Annotated in this window: 24 protein-coding genes; 18 read left to right on the top strand and 6 right to left on the bottom strand. The window is 59.6% G+C overall.

Annotated elements, in window-relative coordinates:
* The first annotated feature begins 44 nt into the window (after nucleotides 1-44).
* Nucleotides 45-692: a DUF1007 family protein gene (locus tag ACR0AL_RS18695; protein ID WP_170379019.1), complete on the top strand. Its 648-nt coding sequence runs from the start codon at nucleotides 45-47 to the stop codon at nucleotides 690-692.
* Nucleotides 677-1624: a nickel/cobalt transporter gene (locus ACR0AL_RS18690; RefSeq protein ID WP_480664216.1), complete on the top strand. Its 948-nt coding sequence runs from the start codon at nucleotides 677-679 to the stop codon at nucleotides 1622-1624. The genes ACR0AL_RS18695 and ACR0AL_RS18690 overlap by 16 nt, the downstream gene beginning before the upstream one ends.
* Here the strand turns inward: ACR0AL_RS18690 and truA are convergent.
* Nucleotides 1621-2388 carry a tRNA pseudouridine(38-40) synthase TruA gene (gene truA / locus ACR0AL_RS18685; RefSeq protein WP_480664214.1) on the bottom strand — a complete coding sequence of 256 codons (768 nt, stop codon included), beginning with the start codon at nucleotides 2386-2388 and terminating at the stop codon, nucleotides 1621-1623. The two genes, ACR0AL_RS18690 and truA, sit on opposite strands and share 4 nt — an antisense overlap.
* Nucleotides 2389-2495: 107 nt before the next feature.
* Here truA and ACR0AL_RS18680 point away from each other — a divergent pair, with 107 nt between their 5' ends.
* The 10 genes from ACR0AL_RS18680 (at nucleotide 2496) to ACR0AL_RS18635 (ending at nucleotide 14920) form a co-directional block, all read left to right on the top strand.
* Nucleotides 2496-3908 carry a YcjX family GTP-binding protein gene (locus tag ACR0AL_RS18680; RefSeq protein WP_480664212.1) on the top strand — a complete coding sequence of 471 codons (1413 nt, stop codon included), beginning with the start codon at nucleotides 2496-2498 and terminating at the stop codon, nucleotides 3906-3908.
* Nucleotides 3905-4360 carry a GNAT family N-acetyltransferase gene (locus ACR0AL_RS18675; RefSeq protein WP_170362419.1) on the top strand — a complete coding sequence of 152 codons (456 nt, stop codon included), beginning with the start codon at nucleotides 3905-3907 and terminating at the stop codon, nucleotides 4358-4360. Before ACR0AL_RS18680 ends, ACR0AL_RS18675 begins: the two co-directional genes overlap by 4 nt.
* A complete protein-coding gene (locus tag ACR0AL_RS18670) occupies nucleotides 4353-5342 on the top strand; it encodes a YcjF family protein (RefSeq protein ID WP_480664210.1) in 990 nt (329 codons plus the stop codon). The genes ACR0AL_RS18675 and ACR0AL_RS18670 overlap by 8 nt, the downstream gene beginning before the upstream one ends.
* A gap of 54 nt (nucleotides 5343-5396) precedes the next feature.
* On the top strand, nucleotides 5397-6107 hold the full coding sequence (locus ACR0AL_RS18665; protein ID WP_480664208.1) for a VIT1/CCC1 transporter family protein: 711 nt from the start codon (nucleotides 5397-5399) through the stop codon (nucleotides 6105-6107).
* A 93-nt stretch (nucleotides 6108-6200) separates the two neighbouring features.
* A complete protein-coding gene (locus ACR0AL_RS18660) occupies nucleotides 6201-7508 on the top strand; it encodes an SDR family oxidoreductase (RefSeq protein WP_480664206.1) in 1308 nt (435 codons plus the stop codon).
* The gene (locus tag ACR0AL_RS18655) at nucleotides 7508-7987 is read left to right on the top strand and encodes a DUF2269 family protein (RefSeq protein ID WP_480648935.1); all 480 of its coding nucleotides are present in this window, start codon (nucleotides 7508-7510) and stop codon (nucleotides 7985-7987) included. The genes ACR0AL_RS18660 and ACR0AL_RS18655 overlap by 1 nt, the downstream gene beginning before the upstream one ends.
* 93 nt (nucleotides 7988-8080) lie before the next feature.
* Nucleotides 8081-10768, top strand: coding sequence for a DUF2339 domain-containing protein (locus ACR0AL_RS18650; protein ID WP_480664204.1), 2688 nt, complete (start codon nucleotides 8081-8083; stop codon nucleotides 10766-10768).
* Nucleotides 10769-10933: 165 nt separating this feature from the next.
* The gene (gene ileS, locus ACR0AL_RS18645) at nucleotides 10934-13846 is read left to right on the top strand and encodes an isoleucine--tRNA ligase (RefSeq protein WP_480664202.1); all 2913 of its coding nucleotides are present in this window, start codon (nucleotides 10934-10936) and stop codon (nucleotides 13844-13846) included.
* A gap of 75 nt (nucleotides 13847-13921) precedes the next feature.
* Nucleotides 13922-14377 (top strand): methylated-DNA--[protein]-cysteine S-methyltransferase, encoded by a 456-nt coding sequence (locus ACR0AL_RS18640; protein WP_170351725.1) that lies wholly within the window; start codon nucleotides 13922-13924, stop codon nucleotides 14375-14377.
* A 75-nt stretch (nucleotides 14378-14452) separates the two neighbouring features.
* Complete coding sequence (locus ACR0AL_RS18635; RefSeq protein ID WP_170351724.1) at nucleotides 14453-14920, top strand: hypothetical protein; 468 nt, start codon at nucleotides 14453-14455, stop codon at nucleotides 14918-14920.
* Here ACR0AL_RS18635 and ACR0AL_RS18630 read toward each other — a convergent pair.
* The 4 genes from ACR0AL_RS18630 to fsa form a co-directional block, all read right to left on the bottom strand.
* Entirely contained in the window at nucleotides 14905-15618 is a 714-nt protein-coding gene (locus tag ACR0AL_RS18630) for a CDP-alcohol phosphatidyltransferase family protein (RefSeq protein WP_170351723.1), read from the bottom strand. The two genes, ACR0AL_RS18635 and ACR0AL_RS18630, sit on opposite strands and share 16 nt — an antisense overlap.
* 83 nt (nucleotides 15619-15701) lie before the next feature.
* The gene (locus ACR0AL_RS18625; RefSeq protein WP_170351722.1) at nucleotides 15702-16622 is read right to left on the bottom strand and encodes a tyrosine recombinase XerC; all 921 of its coding nucleotides are present in this window, start codon (nucleotides 16620-16622) and stop codon (nucleotides 15702-15704) included.
* A complete protein-coding gene (locus ACR0AL_RS18620; protein ID WP_170351721.1) occupies nucleotides 16619-17326 on the bottom strand; it encodes a DUF484 family protein in 708 nt (235 codons plus the stop codon). The genes ACR0AL_RS18625 and ACR0AL_RS18620 overlap by 4 nt, the downstream gene beginning before the upstream one ends.
* A gap of 198 nt (nucleotides 17327-17524) precedes the next feature.
* Entirely contained in the window at nucleotides 17525-18178 is a 654-nt protein-coding gene (gene fsa / locus ACR0AL_RS18615; RefSeq protein WP_170351720.1) for a fructose-6-phosphate aldolase, read from the bottom strand.
* Between the two features lie 90 nt (nucleotides 18179-18268).
* Between fsa and ACR0AL_RS18610 the strand changes: the two genes are divergently transcribed.
* From ACR0AL_RS18610 to ACR0AL_RS18595, 4 genes are all read left to right on the top strand, one after another.
* Nucleotides 18269-20464 carry a primosomal protein N' gene (locus ACR0AL_RS18610; RefSeq protein ID WP_170351719.1) on the top strand — a complete coding sequence of 732 codons (2196 nt, stop codon included), beginning with the start codon at nucleotides 18269-18271 and terminating at the stop codon, nucleotides 20462-20464.
* Nucleotides 20465-20542: 78 nt separating this feature from the next.
* Nucleotides 20543-21775 (top strand): MFS transporter, encoded by a 1233-nt coding sequence (locus ACR0AL_RS18605; RefSeq protein ID WP_170399256.1) that lies wholly within the window; start codon nucleotides 20543-20545, stop codon nucleotides 21773-21775.
* Between the two features lie 66 nt (nucleotides 21776-21841).
* On the top strand, nucleotides 21842-22720 hold the full coding sequence (locus tag ACR0AL_RS18600) for a 50S ribosomal protein L11 methyltransferase (RefSeq protein WP_480664200.1): 879 nt from the start codon (nucleotides 21842-21844) through the stop codon (nucleotides 22718-22720).
* A gap of 98 nt (nucleotides 22721-22818) precedes the next feature.
* Nucleotides 22819-23163 carry a hypothetical protein gene (locus tag ACR0AL_RS18595; protein WP_170351716.1) on the top strand — a complete coding sequence of 115 codons (345 nt, stop codon included), beginning with the start codon at nucleotides 22819-22821 and terminating at the stop codon, nucleotides 23161-23163.
* 100 nt (nucleotides 23164-23263) lie between these two features.
* On the opposite strand, the gene ACR0AL_RS18590 is transcribed toward ACR0AL_RS18595, so the two are convergent.
* Complete coding sequence (locus ACR0AL_RS18590; protein ID WP_170351715.1) at nucleotides 23264-23476, bottom strand: DUF1127 domain-containing protein; 213 nt, start codon at nucleotides 23474-23476, stop codon at nucleotides 23264-23266.
* Nucleotides 23477-23805: 329 nt separating this feature from the next.
* Here ACR0AL_RS18590 and ruvC point away from each other — a divergent pair, with 329 nt between their 5' ends.
* Nucleotides 23806-24303, top strand: a complete 498-nt coding sequence (gene ruvC, locus ACR0AL_RS18585) for a crossover junction endodeoxyribonuclease RuvC (RefSeq protein ID WP_170351714.1) — start codon at nucleotides 23806-23808, stop codon at nucleotides 24301-24303.
* The gene (gene ruvA / locus ACR0AL_RS18580) at nucleotides 24300-24977 is read left to right on the top strand and encodes a Holliday junction branch migration protein RuvA (protein ID WP_170351713.1); all 678 of its coding nucleotides are present in this window, start codon (nucleotides 24300-24302) and stop codon (nucleotides 24975-24977) included. The genes ruvC and ruvA overlap by 4 nt, the downstream gene beginning before the upstream one ends.
* Nucleotides 24978-24979: the final 2 nt, after the last annotated feature.

Raw genomic sequence — 24979 nt, 5'->3', positions numbered from 1 at the left:
TGAATCGCATTGCCGCGCGCGGACGCAGGCCCTATCTTTCACGCATGCGTTGGATTGTAACCCTGTTGACTTGCTGCCTGCCGATCCCGGCCATGGCGCACCCGCATGTCTTTATCGACACCGGGCTGGAATTCATTGTGGATGACGCCGGCCAACTGACCCATGTGCGGGTGACCTGGGCTTATGATGAACTTTACTCGTTGTATCAACTTGAAGACATGAAATTGGATCAGGATTTCGACGGAGTTCTCACTGAAAATGAAGAGAAATTCCTGGCCGGTTTCGACGCACAGTGGATCGAAGGGTACAATGGCGATCTGGTTGTCTTTGCAGATGGCGTGCCCGTGTCGCTGTCCGGCCCATTGGAACCGACAGCAACCACCGAAGATGGTCGTATCGTGACAACCCATTTGCGCGCGGTTGATGGCGACGCGGTGTCTGCATCTTCGCTGACGGCGAAGGCTTTTGATGAGACCTTCTATATTGCCTATGAACTGACCCGCCCGGTGACGGTGAGTGGCCCTGCGTCCTGTCAGATGGATCGGATCGACCCCGATATCGATGGTCAGCTGGCGCAGATGCAGGCCTTTTTGTTGACATTGGACGCCGATTACGACCTTGAGGAAAACGATATCCCGCTGGTCGGGGAAAACTTTGCGACCGAGATTTTCGTTTCATGTCCAAATACCTGATTGTTCCGGTTGCCATCGCCATTGCGTTGCTTCTGTGGTTTTGGGGCAGCGGTGGGTTTGACAGTCTGGCCGCGTGGGCGGCGGGTGAGCAGCGCGAGTTTCAGAACCAGATCGCCCGATCCTTACGCGCCGCACGGGCGGAACAGCCCGAGGCCGTCGCCACCCTGCTGACGGTTTGTTTCGCCTATGGGTTCTTTCATGCCATCGGTCCAGGTCACGGCAAGGTGCTGATCGGCGGGTACGGGCTGGGTCGTCGGGTCGCCTTTTGGCGGTTATCCGCAATCAGCGTGCTGTCCAGTCTGGGGCAGGCAGTGACAGCAGTCGTGCTGGTTTACGCTGGCGTTTTGGTGTTTCAGATGTCACGCGAAAGCCTTGTGGGAACAACCGAACAGGTCATGGCCCCGATCAGCTATGGTGCCATCGCCGCGATCGGTCTGTGGCTGGTGTTTCGCGCCATTCGCGGCTTTGCCCGCAGACACCGCAGTAACACAGCGCAAGCGCATCACGACCACGGTCATCACCATGGTCGCGACCATCATCACGACCATCATCACGACCACGATGTCTGTTCAGATTGCGGCCATCGTCACGGCCCCTCGGTGGAAGAGGTTGCGCAGGTCGGCAGCCTGCGCGAGGCGTTGTTGCTGATTGCGGGTATCGCGGCCCGACCCTGTACTGGGGCGCTGTTTGTGCTGATCCTGACATGGCAGATGGGGATCGCGATGGTTGGCATCGCTGGGGCGTTTGCCATGGCGTTGGGTACGGCGATGGTCACGACCCTGGTCGGGTGGACGTCGTTCGGGTTGCGCGGGGGATTGCTGGCCTCTGCCTCGGCCACAAGGTTTGCATCTGTGCTGGCCCCGACCATTGAATTGGTGGCGGGGCTGACGATAGCGGTGATTGCCAGCGGTTTGCTTCTGCGCACGATTTAACCGAAGACCGGTTCCGGATACCCGACCCGCGCTAGGTACAAGCCCTGCGGCGGGCATACCGGCCCACAGGCGGCGCGATCAGCGGCCTGCAGCGCGTGGCACACATCTTCGGGCGTCCACGCGTCCGCACCGACACGCTCCAGCGTCCCGACGAAGCTGCGCACCTGATTGTGCAGGAACGACCTGGCGCGGACGTGGAAATGTATCTCAGGTCCCGAGAAACCATCGACCTGTTCAACCCGCAACTCATCCAGCGTTTTGACCGGGCTGGCGGCCTGACAGATGGATGAGCGGAAGGTGGTGAAATCATGCCGCCCGATCAACATATCCGCCCCGGCCTGCATGGCATCGACATCCAGCTGGTGATTGATCTGCCAGACTTGCCCGGCGTCATGGGTCGCAGGCGCACGACGCATCAGGATTCGGAACAGGTATTGCCTCTCTAACGCGGAAAACCGGGCGTGCCAGTCATCGTCAACCTGTGCGGCTTTGACGATGGCCACCGGTTGCGGCTTGAGATGATAGTTCAGCGCCTCAGACAGGCGGAAAGGGTCCCAATCCTTGACCAGATCGCAATGGGCGACTTGACCCAGCGCATGAACGCCCGCATCGGTGCGGCCCGCTGCAGCAATGGTGTGATCACCGGGTTGAATTCGCGACAAGGCCTGTTCGATTGCTCCTTGCACAGACGGCAATTCCTTTTGCCGCTGCCATCCGGCAAACGGTTCCCCTTGGTATTCGACTTTCAGCGCGTATCTAGGCATGGGCCGCTGGTAACCCGCCCTGCGAAAGGGGGCAAGGGTGGGAAAGCTCTGGCATGTACGGCGCCCTCTACCTATCTTGAGCGAAACGATAAAAGCGGGGCGACAGTTTGGTCATCTCATCCCTGGCAGACAGTCTTGTGCGCGGTGTTGAATCCGTGGGCGACCGCGTGTCTGAAACTCTGTTTGAACCGGTCATCCGTCTGGGCGTTACCGGGTTGGCGCGGTCGGGAAAGACGGTGTTCATCACATCCCTGGTTGCGAATCTGCTGGACCGGGGGCGTATGCCAGGATTGGTCGCGCAGCAGGAGGGCCGCATCAATTCGGTCTACTTACAACCCCAGCCGGACGATACGGTGCCGCGCTTTGATTATGAAAACCACCTGGCGGCGCTGACCGGGCCGCAGCCTCATTGGCCAGATAGCACGCGCGCCGTGTCCGAGCTGCGCCTTTCCTTCAAGGCCCGTCCGGCAGGGTTGCTTGCGGGTCTGCAGGGGCCGCGCACGGTTCATCTGGATATTGTGGACTATCCGGGTGAGTGGCTGCTGGACTTGGCACTACTGGACAAATCATATGAGGTCTGGTCAGCCGAAACCTTAAACCGTATCGAAACGCGGACCGAAGCGGCCGCGTATTTGACGCAGGCCCGGGTGGCAAACCCTGCGGATGTTCATGACGAACCCACGGCTCAGGCGTTGGCCAAAGCCTTTGCTGCGTATTTGAACGCCGCACGGGATGCAGGCTTTTACGACTGTACGCCGGGGCGGTTTCTACTGCCCGGCGATCTGGCGGGTTCTCCGGTGCTGACCTTTGCGCCATTGCCGGTGGAGGGCCACGCACCGCGCCGCAGCCTGCACCGCGAAATGGCGCGGCGGTATGAGGCGTATAAATCGCAAGTGGTGAAACCCTTCTTTCGCGATCATTTCTCGCGGATCGACCGTCAGGTGGTTCTGGTCGATGCGCTGGGTGCAATCCACAAGGGGCCGCAAGCGGTTGAGGATATGCGACGCGCGATGGCCGATATCCTGTCGGCCTTTCGACCGGGGCGCAATGCGTGGCTCAGCCAGTTGCTGTTGGGCAAGCGGGTTGAACGTATCCTGTTCGCAGCCACCAAGGCCGATCACCTGCACCACACGCAGCATCCTCGCCTAACCCATATCATGGAGGCTCTAACCCGCGATGCCCGCGACCGGGCCAGCTTTGCCGGGGCCGAGACGGCGGCGCTGTCGCTGGCCGCCCTGCGTGCCACGACCGAGGAAATCCGGACGCATAACGGGGCGGATCTGCCTTGTGTGCGTGGGACGTTGCTGAACGGCAAACAGGCGGCCTTTTATCCCGGTGATCTGCCAGATGACCCGGCGCATTTACTGGGTCCGGCCCGTAACGGGGCTGAAAACTGGTTGGACAAGGATTTTGGGTTTATGGCCTTTGCCCCAGCGCATCTGACCTTGCGTCCGGGCGATGGCCCGCCCCATATCCGGTTGGACCGTGCCACGCAGTTTCTGATCGGAGACCGCCTGTGACCGTGACTCTCCGCCCCGCTCGTACCACGGATGCCGGAAAGATCGGAGAGATCCTGCACGGCTTTTCGCGCGAAAACGATTGGATGCCCGAGCTACATACCTGCGCTGAAACCATCGCCTTTTGCGGTTGGATGATCGATCTAGGGTGGGTCACGGTGGCCGAAACCGATACTGGCGTTGTGGGATTTCTTGCGCTCAATGAAACCGAAGTTCATTCCCTGTATTTGACACCGCCAGAATGTGGACAAGGCATTGGACAGCGCTTGTTGGACCACGCCAAGTCCGATCAGATCGAACTGTCCCTTTTTGCGTTTCAGGCCAACCACGGGGCGTGCCGGTTCTATGAGCGCAACGGTTTTGCAGAAGTTGCCCGCAGCGACGGGGCCGATAACGATGAAAATCTACCAGACATCAAATATGTCTGGCGGCGGAAAGGGGTGGCGGATGGCTAAAGGTCCGGTACTGATTGATCTCGATACGGAAGAACCTGCCGCCGACGTAGCACAGGCTCCGCCGGTCCCCGATATTGAGCCACCTCAAGGTCAGGCGATGCAAGCGGCAGCCCGCTTGGCTGCGCGGAAACCCTCGGTTCTGTCACGATGGTTTTGGGGTCTGGCGCTGGCCGTGATTGGCGCGGTGGTTTCTGTTGCCGCATGGGATTTCGCCACCTCGCTGTTGTTGCGGTCACCGATATTGGGCTGGGTTGTAACTGGTCTGATCGGTGCGTTGGTTCTGGTCGCCCTGATCATCGCCCTACGGGAGCTGGCAGCCATCGGGCGCTTGTCCCGCGTGGATGGGATGCGCCGCGCCGCAGATGCCGCGTTGGCTGAGGCGGATTTGGCACAGGCCCGTGCGGTCACCAACCGCCTGATCGCGTTTTACAAAGGGCGCGAAGAAACCCGGTGGGGCCGTGACCGTCTGGCTGAACGGATGGAAGAGCAATTCGACGCCACAACCCTGCTGACCTTGGCCGAGGACGAATTGCTGGCCCCTCTGGACGCCGCCGCCAGCCGCGAGGTCGAGGCCGCCGCCCGGCAGGTCGCAACGGTGACGGCGCTGGTGCCCTTGGCGTTGGCCGATGTGGTGACCGCGCTTGCGGCCTCATTACGGATGATCCGTCGGGTTGCTGAGATTTATGGCGGACGCGCTGGATTTCTGGGCAGCTGGCGCCTGACCCGTGCAGTGTTCGTGCATCTGGTGGCGACAGGGGCCGTGGCCGTGGGTGATGATCTGCTGGAACCTATTCTGGGCGGATCGGTCCTTAGTAAACTGTCGCGCCGGTTTGGCGAGGGGCTGGTGAACGGCGCGCTCAGCGCGCGGGTTGGTGTGGCTGCGATGGAGGTTTGCCGACCACTGCCGTTTTCCGACCGGCACAAGCCATCTACGCGCGGGATGATCAAACGCGCGCTCAGCGGGTTGTTTTTCAAAACTTGACCTGACGCAAAGTCCTGTGGCCCGCTGGTGTGCATAACAAAGCCGGAGCCAGCCATGACCGATCACGGACACAGCCAGCAGGAAATTGCCGCGCGGATCAATGCGCCTCCGGGGCGAGGGGTGCTGCGGGACGTGGTGTATGGCGGTATCGACGGATCGGTCACCACCTTTGCCATCGTGGCCGGGGTTGCCGGAGCGGGGCTTTCGCCGTTCATCATCGTGGCGCTGGGGCTTGCCAATGTTCTGGCCGACGGGTTTTCCATGGCTGCCGGAAATTACTCGGGCACCAAGGCCGAGTTGGACAACATCCGCCGCATCCGCGCCATCGAGGAACGCCACATCAGGCTTTACCCGGAGGGCGAGCGCCGCGAGGTGCGCGAGATACTAGCCCAAAAGGGCCTGTCGGGCGACGTTCTGGATGAGGCCACCGATGCAATCACCGCCAACCACGACAATTGGATCAACCTGATGGTCGAAGGCGAATACGGGTTGGGCAGCGTTGACCCCCATCCGTTCAAAGCTGCCATGGCGACCTTTATCGCCTTTCTTGTCGCGGGCATGGTGCCATTGCTGCCATTCCTTTTATCGGTCGATCATGCCTTTGCCATCTCGGTCTGCATGACGATGGGTGTTTTCTTTGCCATTGGGGCCTTCAAAGCCCATTGGTCGCTGTCCCCGTGGTGGCGGTCCGGGCTCGAGACCTTTTTGATCGGCGGTGCAGCGGCCTTGATCGCTTATCTTGTCGGCTCGCTGTTTCACCCCTGACGGCCAAGATTGTCGCAGTGGGTCCCATGGGGCTGGTCAATTGTTGGCCAACGGTTACGCTGCCGCAGACAGGTTCATCGGGTTGAGCAACCATTGCGGATTGAGAATAAAAACGTCCTGGTTCTAGGGGCTTATGGCTTTATCGGCGCTGCGGTGACGCGATCTCTGCAAGCCGAGGGCGCGCATGTGGCGGCCTTTGTGCGTAACTTGAAAACCGGGGTGCAGGTTCTGCCGGATGTCACGCAGGTGCAAGGCGATTTGCGGGCTTGTCTGCAGCCCAAGGACTGGGTCGCGCATCTGGAGCACGTTGACTGTGTCGTGAACTGTGCAGGAGCATTGCAGGATGGTCCCGCCGATGATCTCGAGGCTGTGCATCACACCGCCATTGCGTCCTTGGGGCAAGCCTGCGCGCAAAGGGGCATTGCGGTGGTTCAAATCTCGGCCATTGGTGCCGACCTCGATGCAGAAACGGATTTCATGCGCACCAAGGCGGCTGGGGACGCTGCGCTGCGGGCCTGTGATTTGCCGCTTTGGATTTTCAAACCCGGTCTGGTGATCGGGCAATCCGATTATGGCGGAACAGCGCTGCTGCGCATGCTGGCAGCGGTTCCTATGGTACAACCCATCGCGTATCCGCATGTTTTGGTTCAATGCGTCGGCATGTCGGACCTGTGCCGTGCCGTGACCGCAGCCGTTGCCGATGAGGTCCCACAGGGCACTTACGATCTGGTCGAAGACACGCCCGCCCCACTATCTGAGGTCCTGGCCGAGACACGGCGCTGGATGGGTTTTCCCGCAGCGCGACTCACTGTGAGAATGCCGGCGGTTGTTACAGCCATAATCGCACGCGGCGCTGATGCGTTGGGCCATTTGGGTTGGCGCTCGCCTCTGCGCAGCAATGCGATGACCGTGATGGGCGAGGGTGTGGTTGGTGATCCGGAACCATATCGCGCCGCAACAGGCCGGTCACTGGCACCCTTGCTCCAGGTTTATGCGGGCCTGACTTGCGCCCGTGAACATCGGCTGGTTGCGCGAATGTCCTTGCTGATGCCACTGGTCGTCGCCGCGCTCAGCCTGTTCTGGCTGCTGTCCGGCCTTTTCGGGCTGATTGGTCTGCCTAAGGCTACATCGGTTCTGACCGTGGCCGGGTGGAGCACCAGAATGGCCGTTGCCAGCGTTTTGTTCTGGTCATTGGTCGACATTTTTCTGGGGCTTGCGATCCTGTGGCGACCCTGGGCTGCGCGCGCCTGTCTGGCGCAGGTCGCGGTGGCCTTGTTCTATTTGCTGGCGGCCAGTTTCACCGTACCCGGCCTGTGGCTGGATCCGCTTGGCCCGTTGATCAAAATCCTGCCGGCGATGACCTTGTCGCTTATCGCCTGGCCCCTGTTGCAGAGCCGCTGATGGACCCTGACCTGATCCTGCGTTGGTTACACGTTATCGGCGCCTGCGTCCTGTTGGGCACGGGGGCAGGCATCGCGTTTTTCATGCTGATCGCGCATCGTTCTGGTGACGCCAGGTTCATCGCGCAGACCGCAGGAACCGTGGCGCTGGCCGATCTGCTGTTCACGGCAACAGCGGTTGTACTGCAACCGATGACAGGCGGATTGCTGGCGTGGCGGTTGGGCTGGCATTTGACCGAAGGTTGGGTTTTGGCCTCGCTGGTGCTCTATGCGGTTGCGGGGGCGTTTTGGTTGCCGGTGGTGTGGATACAGGTTCGAATGCGCAGGTTGGCGCAGGCCTCTGCAGATGCGGACGCGCCGCTGCCTTGGGCTTATCACCGTCTGTTCCGCATCTGGTTCGCTTGCGGATTTCCTGCCTTTGCGTCGGTTTTGATTATCATCTGGCTGATGATCGCCCGTCCGTCGATTGGTTGGGCGTAGCCCTAAAGACCGACAAACAATTTATCGGGAATTCTGGCTGTTGCTGACTGTGCGCCTCGGGTAGCCTGACATCGAAACCGCCCGGAGAACCCATTGGAATCCCTTCTTGTCCTTGTCGGATTGATCGTGCTGGCCATTCCGGTCACCATCATTGTGCTGTTAGTCAACCATACACGCCTACGTCGACGGGTTGAGCATCTGGAGCGCCAAATACTGTCCCTTGGCAGCGATGCGCCGGAACCGCAGCAGGTTGAGCCGCGCAAACCGACCGAAAAGCCGGACAGGGCATCAAAACCTGCCCTATGGTCTGCAGCCAAGGCGCAATCGGTCAAACCTGTGGCCGAGCAAACGCCACCCGCAGCCGTTGTCTTCCGCGAGGATCGTCTGGCCGCGCTGACAATCTGGCTGCGCGAGAACTGGTTCTATGCGGTCTCGGCCCTGTCGCTGGCACTGGCGGGGATATTTCTGGTTCAGTACGGCGTTGAAAGCGGGCTGTTGCCGCCATTCGCTCGGGTGATCGCGGCGTTGCTTTTCGGTGCAGTGCTGATTGTTGCTGGCGAGGTCATCCGGCGCAGATATGGTGATGACGAAAGCACAGCGACTGCCTATCTGCCGTCGGTCTTTTCCGGTGCTGGGCTGGTCACGCTGTTCGGAGGCGTTCTGGCCGCGCGGCAGCTTTATGACCTGATCGGCCCCGAGGTCGCTTTGACCGCAATGGTCGCGGTTGCGCTGGTGGGATTGGTTTTGGGCTGGTTTCACGGCCCTTTGCTGGCCGCTGTCGGATTAATGGGTGCGTTTTCTGCCCCCTTCGTGGTTGGTGGCACGTCAGAGAACCCAAGCTGGCTGTATGCCTATTTCGTTGTCATCGCTGTTCTGGGTCTGGGAATCGACACGGTGCGGCGATGGGCATGGATTTCGGTCCTGACCTTGTTTGGGGCCTACACAACCTGCCTACTGCTGGTGTTGTCTTCGCCCCTGACCGAGGCCGCATACTTGATTTGCGTGACGGCATTGGCTGTGATCGCCATCGCAATTCCGGTCCGGCGCGTTTGGCCCAATCATGGCGGGTCGATGATCTGCGAAATCGTTAGGCGGAAAAAGGGCGATGCATGGCCAGAATTCCCGACCCGACTGGGCTTTGGCGCGGTCGCTGTCAGCTCGGCGATTGTGTCGCTGCACTGGGCGGACAGTGTTGATGAGTTCTGGTTGGGCGTTGTTCTGCTATCCGGGATGACCCTTGGATTGATGTTGTGGGCACAGCGGGCCGAAGCGTTGCAGGATGCTACGGCACTGCCTGCGCTTGGTCTCGTCTGGTTTGTCCTGATGCATGGCTTGGACAACGGGATCGTTTTGCGCCAGTTTGCCGAGACCTTTGCAGAAACGCCCGAGGCTGACTTTCCTTGGGTGGTAACCATTCTCATCGCCCTTGGCGTGGTGATTTCGATCACTGCGGCATGGCGGTCGATGAATGCGCAAAGATACGCGGCAATCTGGGCCGGAGCAGCGGCGGTGTTTACCCCCGCGTTGGCCATCGCGCTTGAGGTCGGCTGGCATCCGGCCCACGTCATCGGGGCATACCCCTGGGCCTTGCACGCAATTGCGCTGGGCGTGCTGATGGTCGTTCTGGCGGAACGCTTTGCACGCGCGGATGGCGAGGGCCGGATGCGTCCGGCGCTGGCTACGATATCAGCCCTGTCCTGCCTGAGTTTTGCCTGCATCATTGTTCTTAGCTCGGCCGCGTTAACCATTGCGCTGGTTGTGATGGTCGTGATGGCAGCGGCGCTGGACCGCCAATTCAATCTGCCACCGATGACTTGGTTCATCTGGGCAGGCGTATTCACAGTTACCGTTCGGTTGGTTCTGACACCGGGCCTTGCCTGGGCCAGCTATGCACCGGTGCCTGAGATGGCGCTGGTGTATGGCGGGGCCACTTTGGGATTTGTGATCGGGTGGTTGCTACTGCGGCCGATGCATCGCCCGGTGGCGAGCCTGTTGTTGGAAAGCGCGGCTTGGGCAACCGGGGGCATTCTGCTGTCCTTGCTTTTGGAGCGCTGGCTGCAAAGCTTTGGCGAAGGCAACGCCACCAACAGCCACTGGGGGTTGGGCTTGCTGGCGATCATCTGGCTGCTTCTAGCCTTCGCGCAAGTCCAGCGGTTGGAACTGGGGGGTAAGCTGAACTACGTCCGCTATCTGCTGGCCGCGTTCTTTGCCAGCCACGGCTTGTTGCGTCTGGCGCAGGCGGTGGTCGAGGCGAACCCGCTGCTCGGCACAGCCGTGCCACCGGTTCTGGGACCGCCGGTTCTGAATACGCTGGCGGTAGCCTATCTGCTGCCTGCGCTGATTATCGGTTTCTCGGTCTGGCGCATTTACGCAACCCCGCTTTGGTTAAAGCGTGCCAGTTGGGGATTGACCAGTGTACTTGCCGCCCTTTGGCTGGGGTTGATGATCCGCCATGTTTGGCAGGGCGCCGCTGGGATGTATGAAGGCAACGGCGTGACACAGCCCGAACTTTACACCTACACCATGGCTCTGCTGGCGATTGGTGCGGTGCTGTTCTACCAATCGCTGGCGCGCCGATCCGACCTGATGCGCAAGGCGGGTCTGGTGGTGATCGGACTGGCCGTGGCCAAGGTGTTCCTGATCGATATCGCTGGCCTGGGTGGGCTGATCCGGGTGTTCTCGCTGCTGGCGCTGGGCCTGGCATTGGCAGGGCTGGCATGGCTGAACCGATGGGCCAAGCTGCGCCATTCGCCGCAGGACCCGGAACCTCTGGACCATTGAGGGCGGGCGTCCTATAAGCGCGGCCATGTATGACCGGATGGCCATCATTATTCGAATTATATCCCCGGCGCTCTGACCCATTGAGACGCCGGGCAAAGGTGTTTGAGACTTCGCACCGACCGCTTCGAGCCATAAGACGACCAGATCATCCAAAGGACGCCCCCAATGTGCGCCGACACGATCCAGACACCAGATTACAAAGACACGCTGAACCTGCCCAAAACCGACTTCCCCATGCGCGCCGGCCTGCCCAAACGCGAGCCCGCATGGCTGGAGCGGTGGGAGACCATCGGCGTCTATGACCGCTTGCGTGAAAAAGAGAACCGCACGCCCTTTACCCTGCATGACGGCCCCCCCTACGCCAACGGCCACCTGCATATCGGCCACGCGCTGAACAAGACGATCAAGGACATGATCGTCCGGTCCCATCAGATGATGGGTCATGATGCGCGCTATGTGCCCGGCTGGGATTGCCACGGCCTGCCGATCGAGTGGAAGATCGAGGAACAATACCGCAAGAAGGGCAAGAACAAGGATGAGGTGAACATCGTCGATTTCCGCCAGGAGTGCCGGAAGTTCGCCGAAGGCTGGATCGACATCCAGCGCGAAGAGTTCAAGCGTCTGGGCATCACCGGCAACTGGCCCGATCCCTACATCACTATGGATTATCATGCCGAAGCCGTGATCGCGGACGAGTTCATGAAGTTCCTGATGAACGGCACGCTCTATCAGGGCTCGAAACCCGTGATGTGGTCGCCCATCGAAAAGACCGCGCTGGCCGAAGCTGAGGTCGAGTATCACGACAAGGAAAGCTTCACCATCTGGGTGAAGTTCAAAGTCGTGAATGCAGGCGACTTGGATGATGCTTTTGTCGTGATCTGGACGACGACTCCATGGACCATGCCGTCGAACAAGGCGGTCGTGTACGGTAAGGATATCTCCTACGGCCTGTACGAAGTCACCGGCGCACCTGAGGAATGCTGGGCCAGTGTCGGCGACAAGTTCTTGCTGGCAGACAACCTTGCCGCTGACGTGTTGGGCCGCGCCCGTCTGAACGACGATCAGTGGACCCGCGTCCGCGACGTGACGACGGATGAGTTGGCCAATGTTCAACTGACCCACCCGCTGGCCGGTGCCGAAGGTGGCGACGGCGAATGGGATGACATCCGCGACTTCCGCGCGGCTGAATTCGTGACCGATACCGAGGGTACAGGCTTCGTCCACTGCGCGCCGTCGCATGGGATGGAGGAATTCGAGCTTTACCGCGATCTGGGCATGCTTGAGCAGGTCATCACCTACAATGTAATGGATGACGGCTCGTTCCGCGCCGATCTACCGTTCTTTGGTGGAAAATACATCCTGTCCCGCAAGGGTGGCGAAGGTGACGCCAATAAGGCCGTGATCGACAAGCTGGTCGAAGTCGGTGGTCTGCTGGCACGCGGCAAGATCAAGCACAGCTATCCGCATTCGTGGCGCTCGAAAGCTCCGATCATCTATCGCAACACGCCGCAGTGGTTTGCCTCGGTCGACCGCAAGCTGGATGACGGCATGGGCGAGATGGGCGACACCATCCGCGAACGTGCCTTGCGGTCCATCGACGAACTGGTGAAATGGACGCCGCAGACCGGTCGCAACCGCCTGTATTCCATGATCGAAGCGCGCCCGGATTGGGTTTTGTCTCGCCAGCGTGCTTGGGGCGTACCGCTGACATGTTTCACCAAGAAGGGCGCGCTACCGACTGACGCGGACTATCTGCTGCGTAACGATGACCTGAACGCCCGCATCAAAGCAGCGTTCGAGAAAGACGGCGCGGATATCTGGTACACCGACGGGTTCAAAGAGAAAATCCTCGACGGTATCGCCAACCCCGACGACTACGATCAGGTGTTCGACGTGCTGGACGTGTGGTTTGACTCCGGCTCAACCCACGCTTTCGTTCTGCGAGACCGTGAAGATGGGACCGAGGACGGTATCGCCGATGTCTATATGGAAGGCACTGACCAGCACCGTGGGTGGTTCCATTCGTCAATGCTGCAGGCCTGCGGCACCAAGGGCCGTGCGCCCTATCGCAATGTGGTAACCCATGGCTTCACGCTGGACGCCAAAGGCAACAAGATGTCCAAGTCGCTGGGCAATACCATCGTGCCGGAAGAGGTCGTCAAACAATACGGTGCCGATATCCTGCGCCTGTGGGTGGCTCAGACCGACTATACCGCTGACCAGCGGATCGGGCCGGAAATCCTGAAAGGCACCGCCGACAGCTATCGCCGCCTGCGCAACACCATGCGGTTCATGCTGGGCTCGCTGGCTGACTTCACCGAAGCGGATCGGGTTGATCCGGCGGATATGCCACGTTTGGAACGCTGGGTTCTCAGCCGTCTGGCCGATCTGGATGAGCAGGTTCGCAAGGGCTATGCGTCCTTCGATTTCCAGGGCGTGTTCAGCGCGGTCTTCACTTTTGCCACCGTTGACCTGTCATCGTTCTATTTCGACGTCCGTAAGGATGCGCTGTACTGCGACGGCGACACGCTGCGCCGCCGCGCTGCGCGCACTGTGCTGGATATCCTGTTCCATCGCCTGACCACATGGCTTGCCCCGGTTCTGGTCTTCACCATGGAAGAGGTCTGGCTGGAGCGATTCCCCGGCGACGACAGTTCGGTTCATCTGGTGGATTTCCCGAATACTCCCACCGAGTGGCGCGATACGGAGCTGGAAACCAACATGGCCAAGGTTCGCCGTGTGCGCCGGGCTGTAACCGCCGCGCTGGAAATCCAACGTCAGGACAAGGTGATCGGTTCTAGCCTCGAAGCGGCCCCGATCGTGCACGTCGAGGATGGCGATACCCGCGACTTGTTGGCAACCTTCGACGTGGATGACATGTGCATCACATCCGGATTGACCGTCACTGGCGACCCGGCCCCGGCCGAGGCGTTCCGCGTGCCGGAAATCGAAGGCGTCGCGGTGCTGTTCGAAAAGGCCGAGGGCGACAAATGTCAGCGTTGCTGGAAAATCCTGCCCGATGTGGGCCGCCACGCCCATGAAGGCGTCTGCGGACGCTGCGACGAGGCGCTGAGCTAATATTTGACCCCCCGGCCCACACGCCGGGGGTTTTCTCTTCTTGCGCCCAGCCTGGCGATCTGAAACGCTGCCGTCATGCCGATGATTGCCGTTGAAACCCAGTTTGGTCGACTTGGCGTCGAAGAAACTGATGGCGCCGTCACACGTCTTGTGTGGAATGGGCGGGATGAAGGACTCGAGACCCCGCTGCTGCAAGAGGCCGCCGCACAGCTGAAGGCCTATGATCAGGGGAAACTGGACCAGTTTGACCTGCCATACCGCATAACTGGTTCCGATTTTCAAAAGCAGGTTTGCGATCTAATGTTTGCCATCCCGCTGGGCGAAACACGGACTTACGGAGATATCGCGAAGGAACTGGGCCAACCGCCTCAACCGGTGGGGCAGGCCTGCGGATCCAACCCGATTCCGGTGATTATCCCGTGCCACCGGGTACTGGCTGCCAACAGTCTGGGTGGCTTTTCGGGGGATGGCGGGATTGAGACCAAAGTCGCCCTGCTGCGCCATGAACGGGCAGCGGGCCTGCTGATCTGATCACGGAAATCTGTTGCAATCCGGCTGGTTGAGGCTCAACTTGTATCAGATAGAGAATTCAAGGGATCGCATTGCATGACTGCCTCAACAGACCCGGCCGTCCGAAAAAAGGCCATCATTGATAAACTGATGTCATTGGAAGCACAGGAATTGGCGACGGCACAGGCCCATTACGACGCTTTCCTGAAGGATTCTCAGCTGGATGACCGGGAAGGGCATGACAAGGACGATATCGCGGCCTCGCGCGAGAACGCGGATCTGGCGGCGGCTTTTGATGCCCCTGTGCATGCCCATCACGCCAAGATTGATGTGATTGAAAACACCGATTTCAATATCACCGATAGGGTGCAGCCAGGGGCCGTCGTCAAGTTCAACAATCGCCGCTTCGTGGTCTGCGTTTCGACCACGCGGTTCGATGTGGACGGCAAAACCTACATGGGCATCTCAACACAAAGCCCGATTTATCTGGCCATGGTCGGCCTGCAAGAGGGTGACGTGTTCACCCACAACGGCACCGAGTTCGAGGTTCAAGAGGTCTTGTAGCCTGCGCTTTTGCGCTGCGGGACGATCTGTTGCGCTATTCCTGCGAAGACCAGATACAAGCTAGTTATCACCAGACCCCAGTGCGCCCAGCTTTCGGGGTGGAAATCGACCCAGGCCGCCCAGCCTGCAAAGAATGTCCAGGCAAAAGCCATCGGCAGCGACACCGCACGCCACCGCTCGGTCCGCACCGGGTGGATGAATTTCAGCGGCAGGAACATCGCCAGGGACAACAGCGACACCAGCAGCAGGATGACCCAGAAATTGGGCTCTAACGCAAATATGACGATCACGAACATGTTCCAGCAACCGGGGAAGCCAGAAAATGAATTATCTTTTGTTTTCATGCGAGTGTCTGCAAAATACATCGCACTACCAAAAGTGATGACAATGATGGCAAACCAACCGGTCCAGCCATCCATCAGCCCGGATTTGAACAGCGCGAAGGCCGGAATGAATACATAGGTCAGATAGTCGATGATCAGATCCAACAGCACCCCGTCGAATTCGGGCGCATTCTTTTTGACATGGTAGTGCCGCGCCAACGGCCCGTCGATCCCGTCCACGATAAACGAGACCACCAGCCACAGATACATCAGGCTCCATTTTTCCTCGACGGCCGCCAACATGGCCAGCATTGCGAAAACAGCACCTGTGGCAGTGAACAGATGGACGGAAAGGGCTTTGAATCTAAGAGTCATGAAGGGTTCATGTACGATGCATTCGGCAGATGCAAACCAAAAGCAAGATTAGAGTGAGTACCCAACGTTACGATGTAGAGACATCACGCTTTGGGATGGGCGCGGTTGTAGACCTCCATCAACCGCGCTGTATCCACAGCAGTGTATGTCTGTGTGGTCGAAAGCGATGCGTGTCCAAGCAATTCCTGAATGGCGCGCAGGTCTCCTCCGGCGGACAGAAGATGTGTGGCAAAGCTGTGTCGCATCGCGTGCGGTGTGGCTGTTGCCGGCAGGCCGAGTTGCATTCGGGCCTTGGCCATTACCCCCTGTATCGCGCGTGGATTCAGTGGGCCGCCGCGCACGCCACGAAACAGTGCTTTGTCCTTGGCCTGCAGGTGCGGACAAAGTCGCAGGTAGTGGTCCACCGCTGCGCGGGCCACGGGCAGAACCGGGACGATTCTCTCTTTGTCGCCTTTGCCGATGATGCGCAGGGTCTCCGGCAGGGGGGCATCTGCGCCGGTCAGTGAGAGCGCCTCGGAAATGCGCAGGCCGCAGCCATAGAGCAGCGTGACCACCGCCACGTCACGGGCCGAGACCCAATCGCTTGTCGATTGCAGCTCGACCGTTTCGATCATGGCGCGGGCGGCGTCTTCGGCCAGTGGCCGGGGCAGTTTCTTGGTAAACTTTGGCGCGCGGGTCGACAGCACGGCCGTGGGTTCAAACCCCTCACGTTCGGACAGCCAGCGATAAAAGCTTTTGACGGCCGAAAGTTTGCGGGCAAGCGAGCGTGCGCCCACGCCAGATGCGCGTTGATCGGCCATCCAGGCGCGCATGTCGGATACCGTGATCCGCGCCAACGCCGCCAGACCCTGCCGCTCGCTGTGGTGCAGGGTCATGAAGGACAGGAAATCTGTAATATCGCCGCGATAAGCGGTCTGCGTATTCTCAGACCGTCCGGCCAACGCCCCCAGACTGTCCAGCCAATGCTGCAACGCATCGCGACAGGCCGGAGAGATCAGGCTCATGACAACCAGTGGCGCATTGATCGTTCGAACACACTGGCAAAAAACGACAGCAGATCGGTGCCCAGTTGCGGAGTGAAATGGTTGGCGTCTTTGGATCCCATGACAATCATGCCGGGCAAGCGCCCATCGCCCAAATTCAATTTCAAACAGGCCTCGGACCTGAACTGATTGGCCGTAGCCCCAAAAATCCGGGGATTTGGGTTTGGAACCTGACGTAGAACAACCTCGCGTGCGGGGCCGCCGCGGTCTTGGCTGAGATAGGCGTTGATTGCGCCCGGCTCGACCACGGTCAGCACGCCGCCCAGTTTTTCGATTGCCTGATCTTCCTGCATCACTGTTGTTTCCAGAACCAACGTGATGTGATCGACGCGCAGAATCTCGGCCACGTCGCTGCCTAGCGCGCGCAGAAAATCTTCGAACTCGACCGGTTCCAGCAGGCGTAGGATGGCGCGATGCACCTGATTTGTGCCCGCAAGGTTTTCGTATGCCGCTGCAATGACCGAACGGTGCGTGTCCTCAAGCCGATCCAGCCGCGCCTCAAGCCGTTGCATGGCGATGCCGCGCAGGTCGATGACATTGTCACCGCGCGCCTGTTCGTTGGCTGCGACCAGCGCCTGCATCAGATCCTTGTCGTCCAGCACAGCGTCCGGTTCAGCCAGAATCGCGGCGCGGAGATTATCCTTGAGTTTGGTGTTGCTGCTCATGTCCCGTCCGGTCTTTTTTTGTTGAGCGGCTTATAACACGGGTTGGTGCATTTGCCTTGGAAAAAATACAGGCAAAAGTAGAATTAAACTTGGGCTGTGTCGGAAAAGCTCCCGCCTGCAATACACTGATCAGAAGATCAGATTCTGCAGTTGGGCCGGGCGCGACGCCTGAAGGCGCCGCGCGGGTGCGTTACAGGATCAGAGGATTTTCTGACCGGTCTTGGCCCAATCAGCCAGGAAGGTTTCAAGACCCTTGTCCGTCAGCGGGTGATCCGCCAACTTTTTGATCACGGCGGGTGGTGCGGTGATCACATCTGCACCGATGCGGGCGCTATCTGTCACGTGGTTCACGGTGCGGATCGAAGCCGCCAGAATCTCGGTCTCGTACCCATAATTGTCATAGACCTGACGGATGTCGGCAATCAGGTCCATGCCGTCGAGGTTGATGTCATCCAGACGGCCAATAAAGGGCGAGATGAATGTTGCACCCGCCTTGGCAGCCAGAATCGCCTGATTGGTTGAGAAGCACAGGGTCACGTTAACCATCTGGCCTTCGTCGGTCAGCGTTTTACAGGCCTTCAGGCCGGCCCATGTCAGCGGTACTTTGACAGCGATATTCGGCGCGATCTTGGCCAGCTTGCGCCCTTCGGCGATCATATCGTCGGCTTCGGTCGCAACCACTTCGGCGGACACGGGGCCGTCGACCAGATCGCAGATCTCTTTGGTCACTTCCAGAATGTCGCGTCCCGATTTCAGGATCAGCGAGGGGTTGGTGGTTACGCCGTCCACCATGCCCAGATCGTTCAGTTCGGCGATGGCGTCGATCTCGGCGGTGTCTACGAAGAATTTCATGAGGGCAGTCCTTTGATGGGTTGGCCTTGGTCGCGGATGCCTTTACCTCAAAGAGACCCATGCTGAAACCCCCTGGCCCAAGGATATGCATTGAGCACTCAGGAGTATTTCGACCAAGGTGAGCTGGTGGCCGTGCTGACCGCACAGCCGCTGGACCGGACGCTGGATTACAAGGCGCCCGAGGGCGGGTGTTTTCTGGGCGCGTTTGTCGAGGTGCCGCTGGGCCCGCGCAAGGTTCTAGGCGTGGTGTGGGGGCCAGGGCAGGGCGGCTTTGATCTAAGCAAGGCCCGATCGGTGATCCGCGTGCTTGAGGTTGCGCCGATGCGCGAAGAGATGCGCGTGTTTCTGGGGCGCGTGGCTGACTACACGCTGACGCCGATGCCATCAATGCTGCGGTTGGCGACGCGCGCGCCTGGACTGGGTGATCCACCGTCAATGCGCAAGATTTACCGCCTTGGACAAGGTGAGCCAGACCGGATGACCGACGCACGGACCCGCGTTCTGGAGGTTCTGCAGGACTATGGCGGGTTGGCATTTACGCTGAAGGAATTGGCGGAACAGGCTGGTGTGACATCGTCAGTTGTCAAAGGCTTGGTGAAACAGGGTGCCGTGCGCGAGGAGGACAGCCCGCGCGATTTGCCCTATCCACAGTTGGATCCGGATCTGCCGGGCAAGACCCTGACCGAGGATCAGGCGGCAGCGGTTGCTAAGTTGCAGACCGGTCAGCGTACCGGCGACTATGGAACGACATTGCTGAAGGGGGTGACCGGCTCAGGCAAGACCGAGGTCTATCTGGAAGCTGTGGCCGAGGCGTTGCGGATGGGTCGGCAGGCGCTGGTGTTGCTGCCCGAGATTGCCCTTACCGCCGAATTCCTGACGCGGGTTGAGGCGCGGTTTGGCGCGCGCCCGGCCGAGTGGCACTCGGGTGCGACAATGACCGAACGCCGCCGGGTTTGGCGGATGGTCGGGCAGGGTGACGCGCAACTGGTCGTGGGCGCGCGTTCGGCGTTGTTCCTGCCGTTTCGGGATTTGGGTTTGGTTGTGGTCGATGAAGAACACGACACCTCGTACAAACAGGAAGACGGAGTACATTACAGCGCCCGTGACATGGCGGTTCTGCGGTCAGCCATTTGCGGAGGACGGGTGATTCTGGCCAGCGCCACGCCGTCGCTGGAAAGCTGGGCCAATGCCGAGGCGGGGAAGTATGAGCGGCTCGACCTGACATCGCGGTTTGGGGCGGCAGTACTGCCTGAGATGAAGCCGATCGACATGCGGGCCGAGCAGATGCAGCCGGGAACGTGGATTTCTCCAAGCTTGCGGCAGGCGGTGGGGCAGCGGATCGAAAGGGGCGAGCAGTCGCTTTTGTTCATCAACCGCCGCGGTTATGCGCCGGTGACGTTGTGTCGGGCATGCGGCGAACAGATTGCCTGCGATCACTGTGATGCGCGGATGGTTGAACACCGGTTTCTCAAGCGTCTGATGTGCCATCAATGTGGTGAGACCAAACCGATGCCTGGCGCCTGCCCCTCGTGCGGTGTCGAAGGCAAGCTGGCCCCGGTCGGGCCCGGGATCGAACGGTTGGCAGAAGAGGCCGAGGCGACATTCCCCGAAGCTAAGATCGCGATGCTCAGCTCTGATCTGTTCGGATCGGCGCGGGCGTTGAAGGCCAAGATCGAGGAGATCGCCGAGGGGGATGCCGACCTCATTATCGGCACGCAGCTGGTGGCCAAGGGACATAACTTTCCCAAACTGACCTTGGTGGGAGTTATTGATGCTGATCTCAGCCTGCATGGCGCCGACCTGCGCGCCGCCGAACGCACGTTCCAGTTGATGCGACAAGTCGCAGGTCGGGCTGGGCGCGCGGACAAGCCGGGGCAGGCGTTGTTACAGACGTTTCAGCCAGAACATCCGGTGATCCGCGCCATTCTGTCGGGTGACGAGGAAGGTTTCTGGAAGGCCGAGGCCGCAGGGCGGCAGGCGGCTGGCGTGCCGCCTTACGGGCGCATGGCCGGGATCGTTTTGTCCGGGCCCGAGGTCGGCCCTGTCTTTGATATCGGCAATGCCATGGCCCGAAACGATGCACCGCTGCGCGAGATTGGGGCGCACGTGTTCGGCCCGGCCCCCGCGCCCATCGCGCGTATCCGGGGCAGACACCGTGTACGCCTGCTGGTCAAAGCCCCGAAAGGTGCGCCTATTCAAGACGCTATCGCCCGTTGGATCGCCCCATTGCGCCTGAAAGGCGACATCCGACTGACTGTGGACATCGACCCGCAGAGCTTTTACTGACTCTGCACTGGCGCAGAGCGATTGTGCATGTGCAGCTTTCCTCTCGCCAAGCAGCATAAATGGGCGTAGAGGGGTCTCATGCTGAAACCCATGCCCCTTGCTGAGGCACAGAGCCTTCCGTTCTGGCGCCGCCCGGTGACGCTCTTGTTCGTAATGGCGTTGACCATGCCCATTGCCTTCAACGCGTGGAGCGCGCTGTTGAACAACTTCGTGATCGAAGTTGCCAATTTCGACGGTGCAGATATCGGCCTGTTGCACACGGTTCGTGAGATTCCTGGCTTTCTTGCCATCGGCGTGATCGCGGTGATCATCTTTATCCGCGAACAAGTGCTGGCGATGATCTCGCTGATGATGCTGGGTGTGGCAACGGCGGTGACGGCGTGGTTCCCAAGTTTGGGCGGGCTGCTGTTCGTTACCCTGTTCAGTTCGATAGGCTTTCACTACTACGAAACCGTCAACCAATCGCTGCAACTGCAATGGTTGCCTAAGGACCGCGCACCGCAGGTACTGGGTTGGCTGGTTGCAATGGGCTCGGCAGCTACGGCGGTTGTGTATGGTTTGATCGTGCTGACCTGGGAACGGTTCGATCTGTCCTATAACTTCGTGTTTATGGCGGCAGGTGGAGCAACGGCCCTTCTGGCGCTGTTTTGCTTGTTCGCTTTCCCACAATTTGATGCGCCTACGCCGCAGACCAAGAAACTGGTCCTGCGTCGCCGGTACTGGTTGTATTATGCCTTGCAGTTCATGGCTGGCGCTCGGCGGCAGATTTTCGTCGTCTTCGCAGGCTTTATGATGGTCGAGAAGTTCGGATTTGAAGTGCATGAACTGACCAGCCTCTATCTGATCAATCTGATGATCAACATGATGGCCGCCCCGTTGCTGGGCAAGGCGGTGGCACGGTTCGGTGAACGGCGTACGCTGATCTTTGAATATGCCGGTCTGGCCATCGTGTTCGCCGCATATGGCGGCATCTACTGGTTTGGCTGGGGCGTCATACTGGCCGCAACCCTCTATGTGATCGACCACGTTTTGTTTGCGCTGGCTTTGGCGCTGAAGACCTATTTCCAGAAGATCGCCGATCCGGCCGATATCGCGCCCACGGCGGCTGTGGCCTTTACCATCAACCACATCGCGGCAGTGTTCCTGCCTGCGTTGCTGGGCCTGCTTTGGGTGGCCTCGCCTGGAGCGGTCTTTGCACTGGCCGCCGCGATGGCGATGGTGTCGCTGGGCTTATCGCTGCTGATCCCGCGCCATCCTGAGGCTGGCAACGAAACCATCCTGTCGAAATACGCCCCGGCCCCAGCAGAATAAGTGCAACTGCTTGACCTTGGCGGGCCCACGCCCTAGGCGCTGTTTCAACTGAGACAGGAGGCCCCCATGCCCACATTCACTGCGCTTACCACTCTGACCGGCAGGAAAGCCGCCGAAGGTCTGGGCGAAGCGATGGAGCGGCTAGAACCGGAACCCACCGGTGTCGGCGTGTTCGAGGTCGAAGACGGCTCGGGCCTGTGGGAAGTTGGTGGTTATTTTACCGAAGCCCCCGATGACACCGCATTGGCCGTTCTGGCCGCGGCCTTCGAGGCCAAGCCGTTTGTGGTTTCGGAACTGCCCGAAACCGATTGGGTTGCCCATGTGCGCCGCGAACTCGCCCCGGTCGAGGCAGGGCGGTTCTTCGTCTATGGCAGCCACGATGCCGATAAGCTGCCCGAAGGGCGCATCCCGCTATTGATCGAGGCCGCGATGGCCTTTGGCACCGGTCACCATGGCACGACCTTGGGTTGCCTCAAGGCGCTGGATTTCCTGCTGGACGATGGATTCACGGCATCCAAAGTTGCCGATATCGGCTGCGGGACTGCCGTTTTGGCCATGGCCGCCGCGCGGGTTTGGGACGGTGATATCATCGCCAGCGACATAGATCAGGTTGCGGTAGATGTGGCCGAAGCCAATCTGAAAGCCAACGATATGGCCGGTAGGGTTCAATGCATCGAAGCCGCTGGATTCGATCACCCGGATCTGCAGTCGCACGCCCCTTACGACCTGATTTTTGCCAATATTCTTAAAGGCCCACTGGTTGCCTTGTCCCCCGAAATCGGAGCGAATCTGCGGGCCAGAGGATATGCAGTTCTTTCGGGAATCCTCAATGAGCAGGCCGATGATGTGATCTCGGTTTATCTACAAAACGGGTTCAATTTGACTAAAAGAGATGAGATTGGTGAATGGACAACGCTAATCTTAAGCAAACAGGGCGTAATTTAGACCATTTTCAGGAGTTTCATGGATTCTTGCCTCTTTTTTGTCGCAATCTGTAACTACCGTCAGGACGTGGTTACGGGGGCGGTTTATTGGAGGCTGCCATGACGGGAAAACAACTGGAATTTGGTCAGCGCGTTCATCGCCTGAACAAGAAACACGCCAAGCTCAGCCGGGGCTATCGCGCCACGATGCGCAAAGATGGCCTGGTGGTGATGAAACCGCAGCGAGTCAAATCTGCGGTTCCGGCTAAGCTGCTTTTGATCTGTCTTGCTGGGCTGTTTGCATTCAAGACCTTTTTGCTAACCAGCCTTGGCGCTTCGGCCTATCAATATCGCGTTGATAGTCTGGCGCAGGGTACGTCGGTTGAACAGGCCGGCGCCTGGGTCATGCAGATTGACCCCGTGTCAGAGTTTTTGGCGACGAATATCAATAGCCTCATTCGCTGAATTCGGTCAGCTTTGAAATGAAACGCCGCGCATCGTGAAATGCGCGGCGTTCTTTTGTGCCCCTGAGCGAGGAAAGGGGCGAATGAGTGATGGTTGCGTCTTACCGACGACCTTCCACCACGACGTCAATATCGCCGCGGCACAGGCCGATATCTTCCAGCTCGCGATCAGTCAGACCGCTCAGCGTGTTGCGGGTTACACGGGCGTCATTCCATTCTGCGACGGCGTTTACGACCGATGCGAAAGTTGCGCCGATACGGCCGACGAGGCCGAATGAGCCAGTGGTGGCGCGGGTGGTGTCCAATGCAGCCATATCCTGTTTCCTTCTGGTTGGTGTTACAGTTTTGATACTAAGCGGGCATCTAGTGACGTGGATTTGGCCGCGCAAGAGCAGAAATTGCATGTGTCCTATGCAATTTTTGCAAGGGTGATTATTTCTAAAAAAGCCTTAATTTATTAGCCATTTAACGGTCATGAAACGTGTCGAATTCAGGCATTTCGCTGTCGCAAACAGGCCGCGCTGTCGCGGGTGGGTTAGGTGTGTCGTTTTCAGACTTCGCGTCAATTCGCTTGGAAAATGTTCACGCTTCGTGCTAATCGGAAACAAAGATCACAAAAAACCCGAGCAGGCCGAGGCACGACATGCGAATTCTGGGCATTGATCCGGGGCTAAGGACCCTGGGATGGGGCGTCATCGAATCACATGGCAGCCGTCTGACCCATGTTGCCAACGGTTTGTGCAAGTCGGACGGGGATGATCTGGGTGAGCGGTTGTTGTCACTGCACAATCAGATCGTCGAGGTCATCGCCGAGCATCAACCTGATCAGGCAGCTATCGAACAGACCTTCGTCAACAAAGATGGGGCCGGAACGCTAAAGCTTGGTCAGGCGCGCGGAGTGGCCTTGCTGACACTGGCGCAGGCCGGATTGCCGGTGGGGGAATATGCACCCAACCGGGTCAAGAAAACGGTTGTGGGTGTCGGTCATGCCGAAAAAGAGCAGGTACTTCACATGGTCAAACTACAGCTGCCTGGGTGTCAGCCCAAAGGGGCGGATGCGGCGGATGCGCTGGCGATTGCAATCTGTCATTCGTATTACGGCACAGCGCCACAGGCGCGCATGAAAGAGGTGCGGGCATGATTGGGAAACTGACGGGGCGGCTAGATTATCGCGCGGCGGATCACGTGCTGATCGACGTGCGCGGCGTGGGTTACCTCGTCTATTGCTCGGATCGGACGATGGCGGCGCTGCCGGGGGTGGGTGAGGCTGTCTCGATCTACACCGACATGGTGGTGCGCGAAGACCTGATGCAGCTTTATGGTTTTCTGTCATTGGTCGAAAAGGAATGGCACCGGCTGCTGTGCTCGGTGCAGGGGGTTGGGGCCAAGGTTTCTTTGGCTATCCTTTCGGCATTGGGCCCCGATGGGGTCAGCCGTGCAATTGCTCTGGGCGACTGGGGCGCGGTTAAGGCGGCCAAGGGTGTCGGACCAAAGACCGCGCAGCGCATTGTGCTGGACCTCAAGGACAAGGCGCCGGGTGTGATGGCCATGGGCGGAACCGTAACCGAGGCAATGGACGGCCCAGAGCTAGAGGTTGTCGAACTGGCGGAACCGGCACCTGCGCCGAAGCGAGCGGTGAAGCAGGCTTCGGGGGCTGCGGCGGCCTCGGCAGGGGCGTTGTCGGCGCTGTCAAATCTGGGGTATGGGCCGTCTGACGCGGCATCCGCCGTGGCCGAAGCGGCAGCCAACCTGCCTGACGCGGGTGAGGCTGATCTGATCCGAGCAGCGCTGAAACTGCTTGCTCCGAAGGGGTGATT

It is taken from the genome of Ruegeria sp. BB1 (genome assembly GCF_056539465.1).
This window is presented reverse-complemented; position numbering and strand designations above follow the sequence as displayed.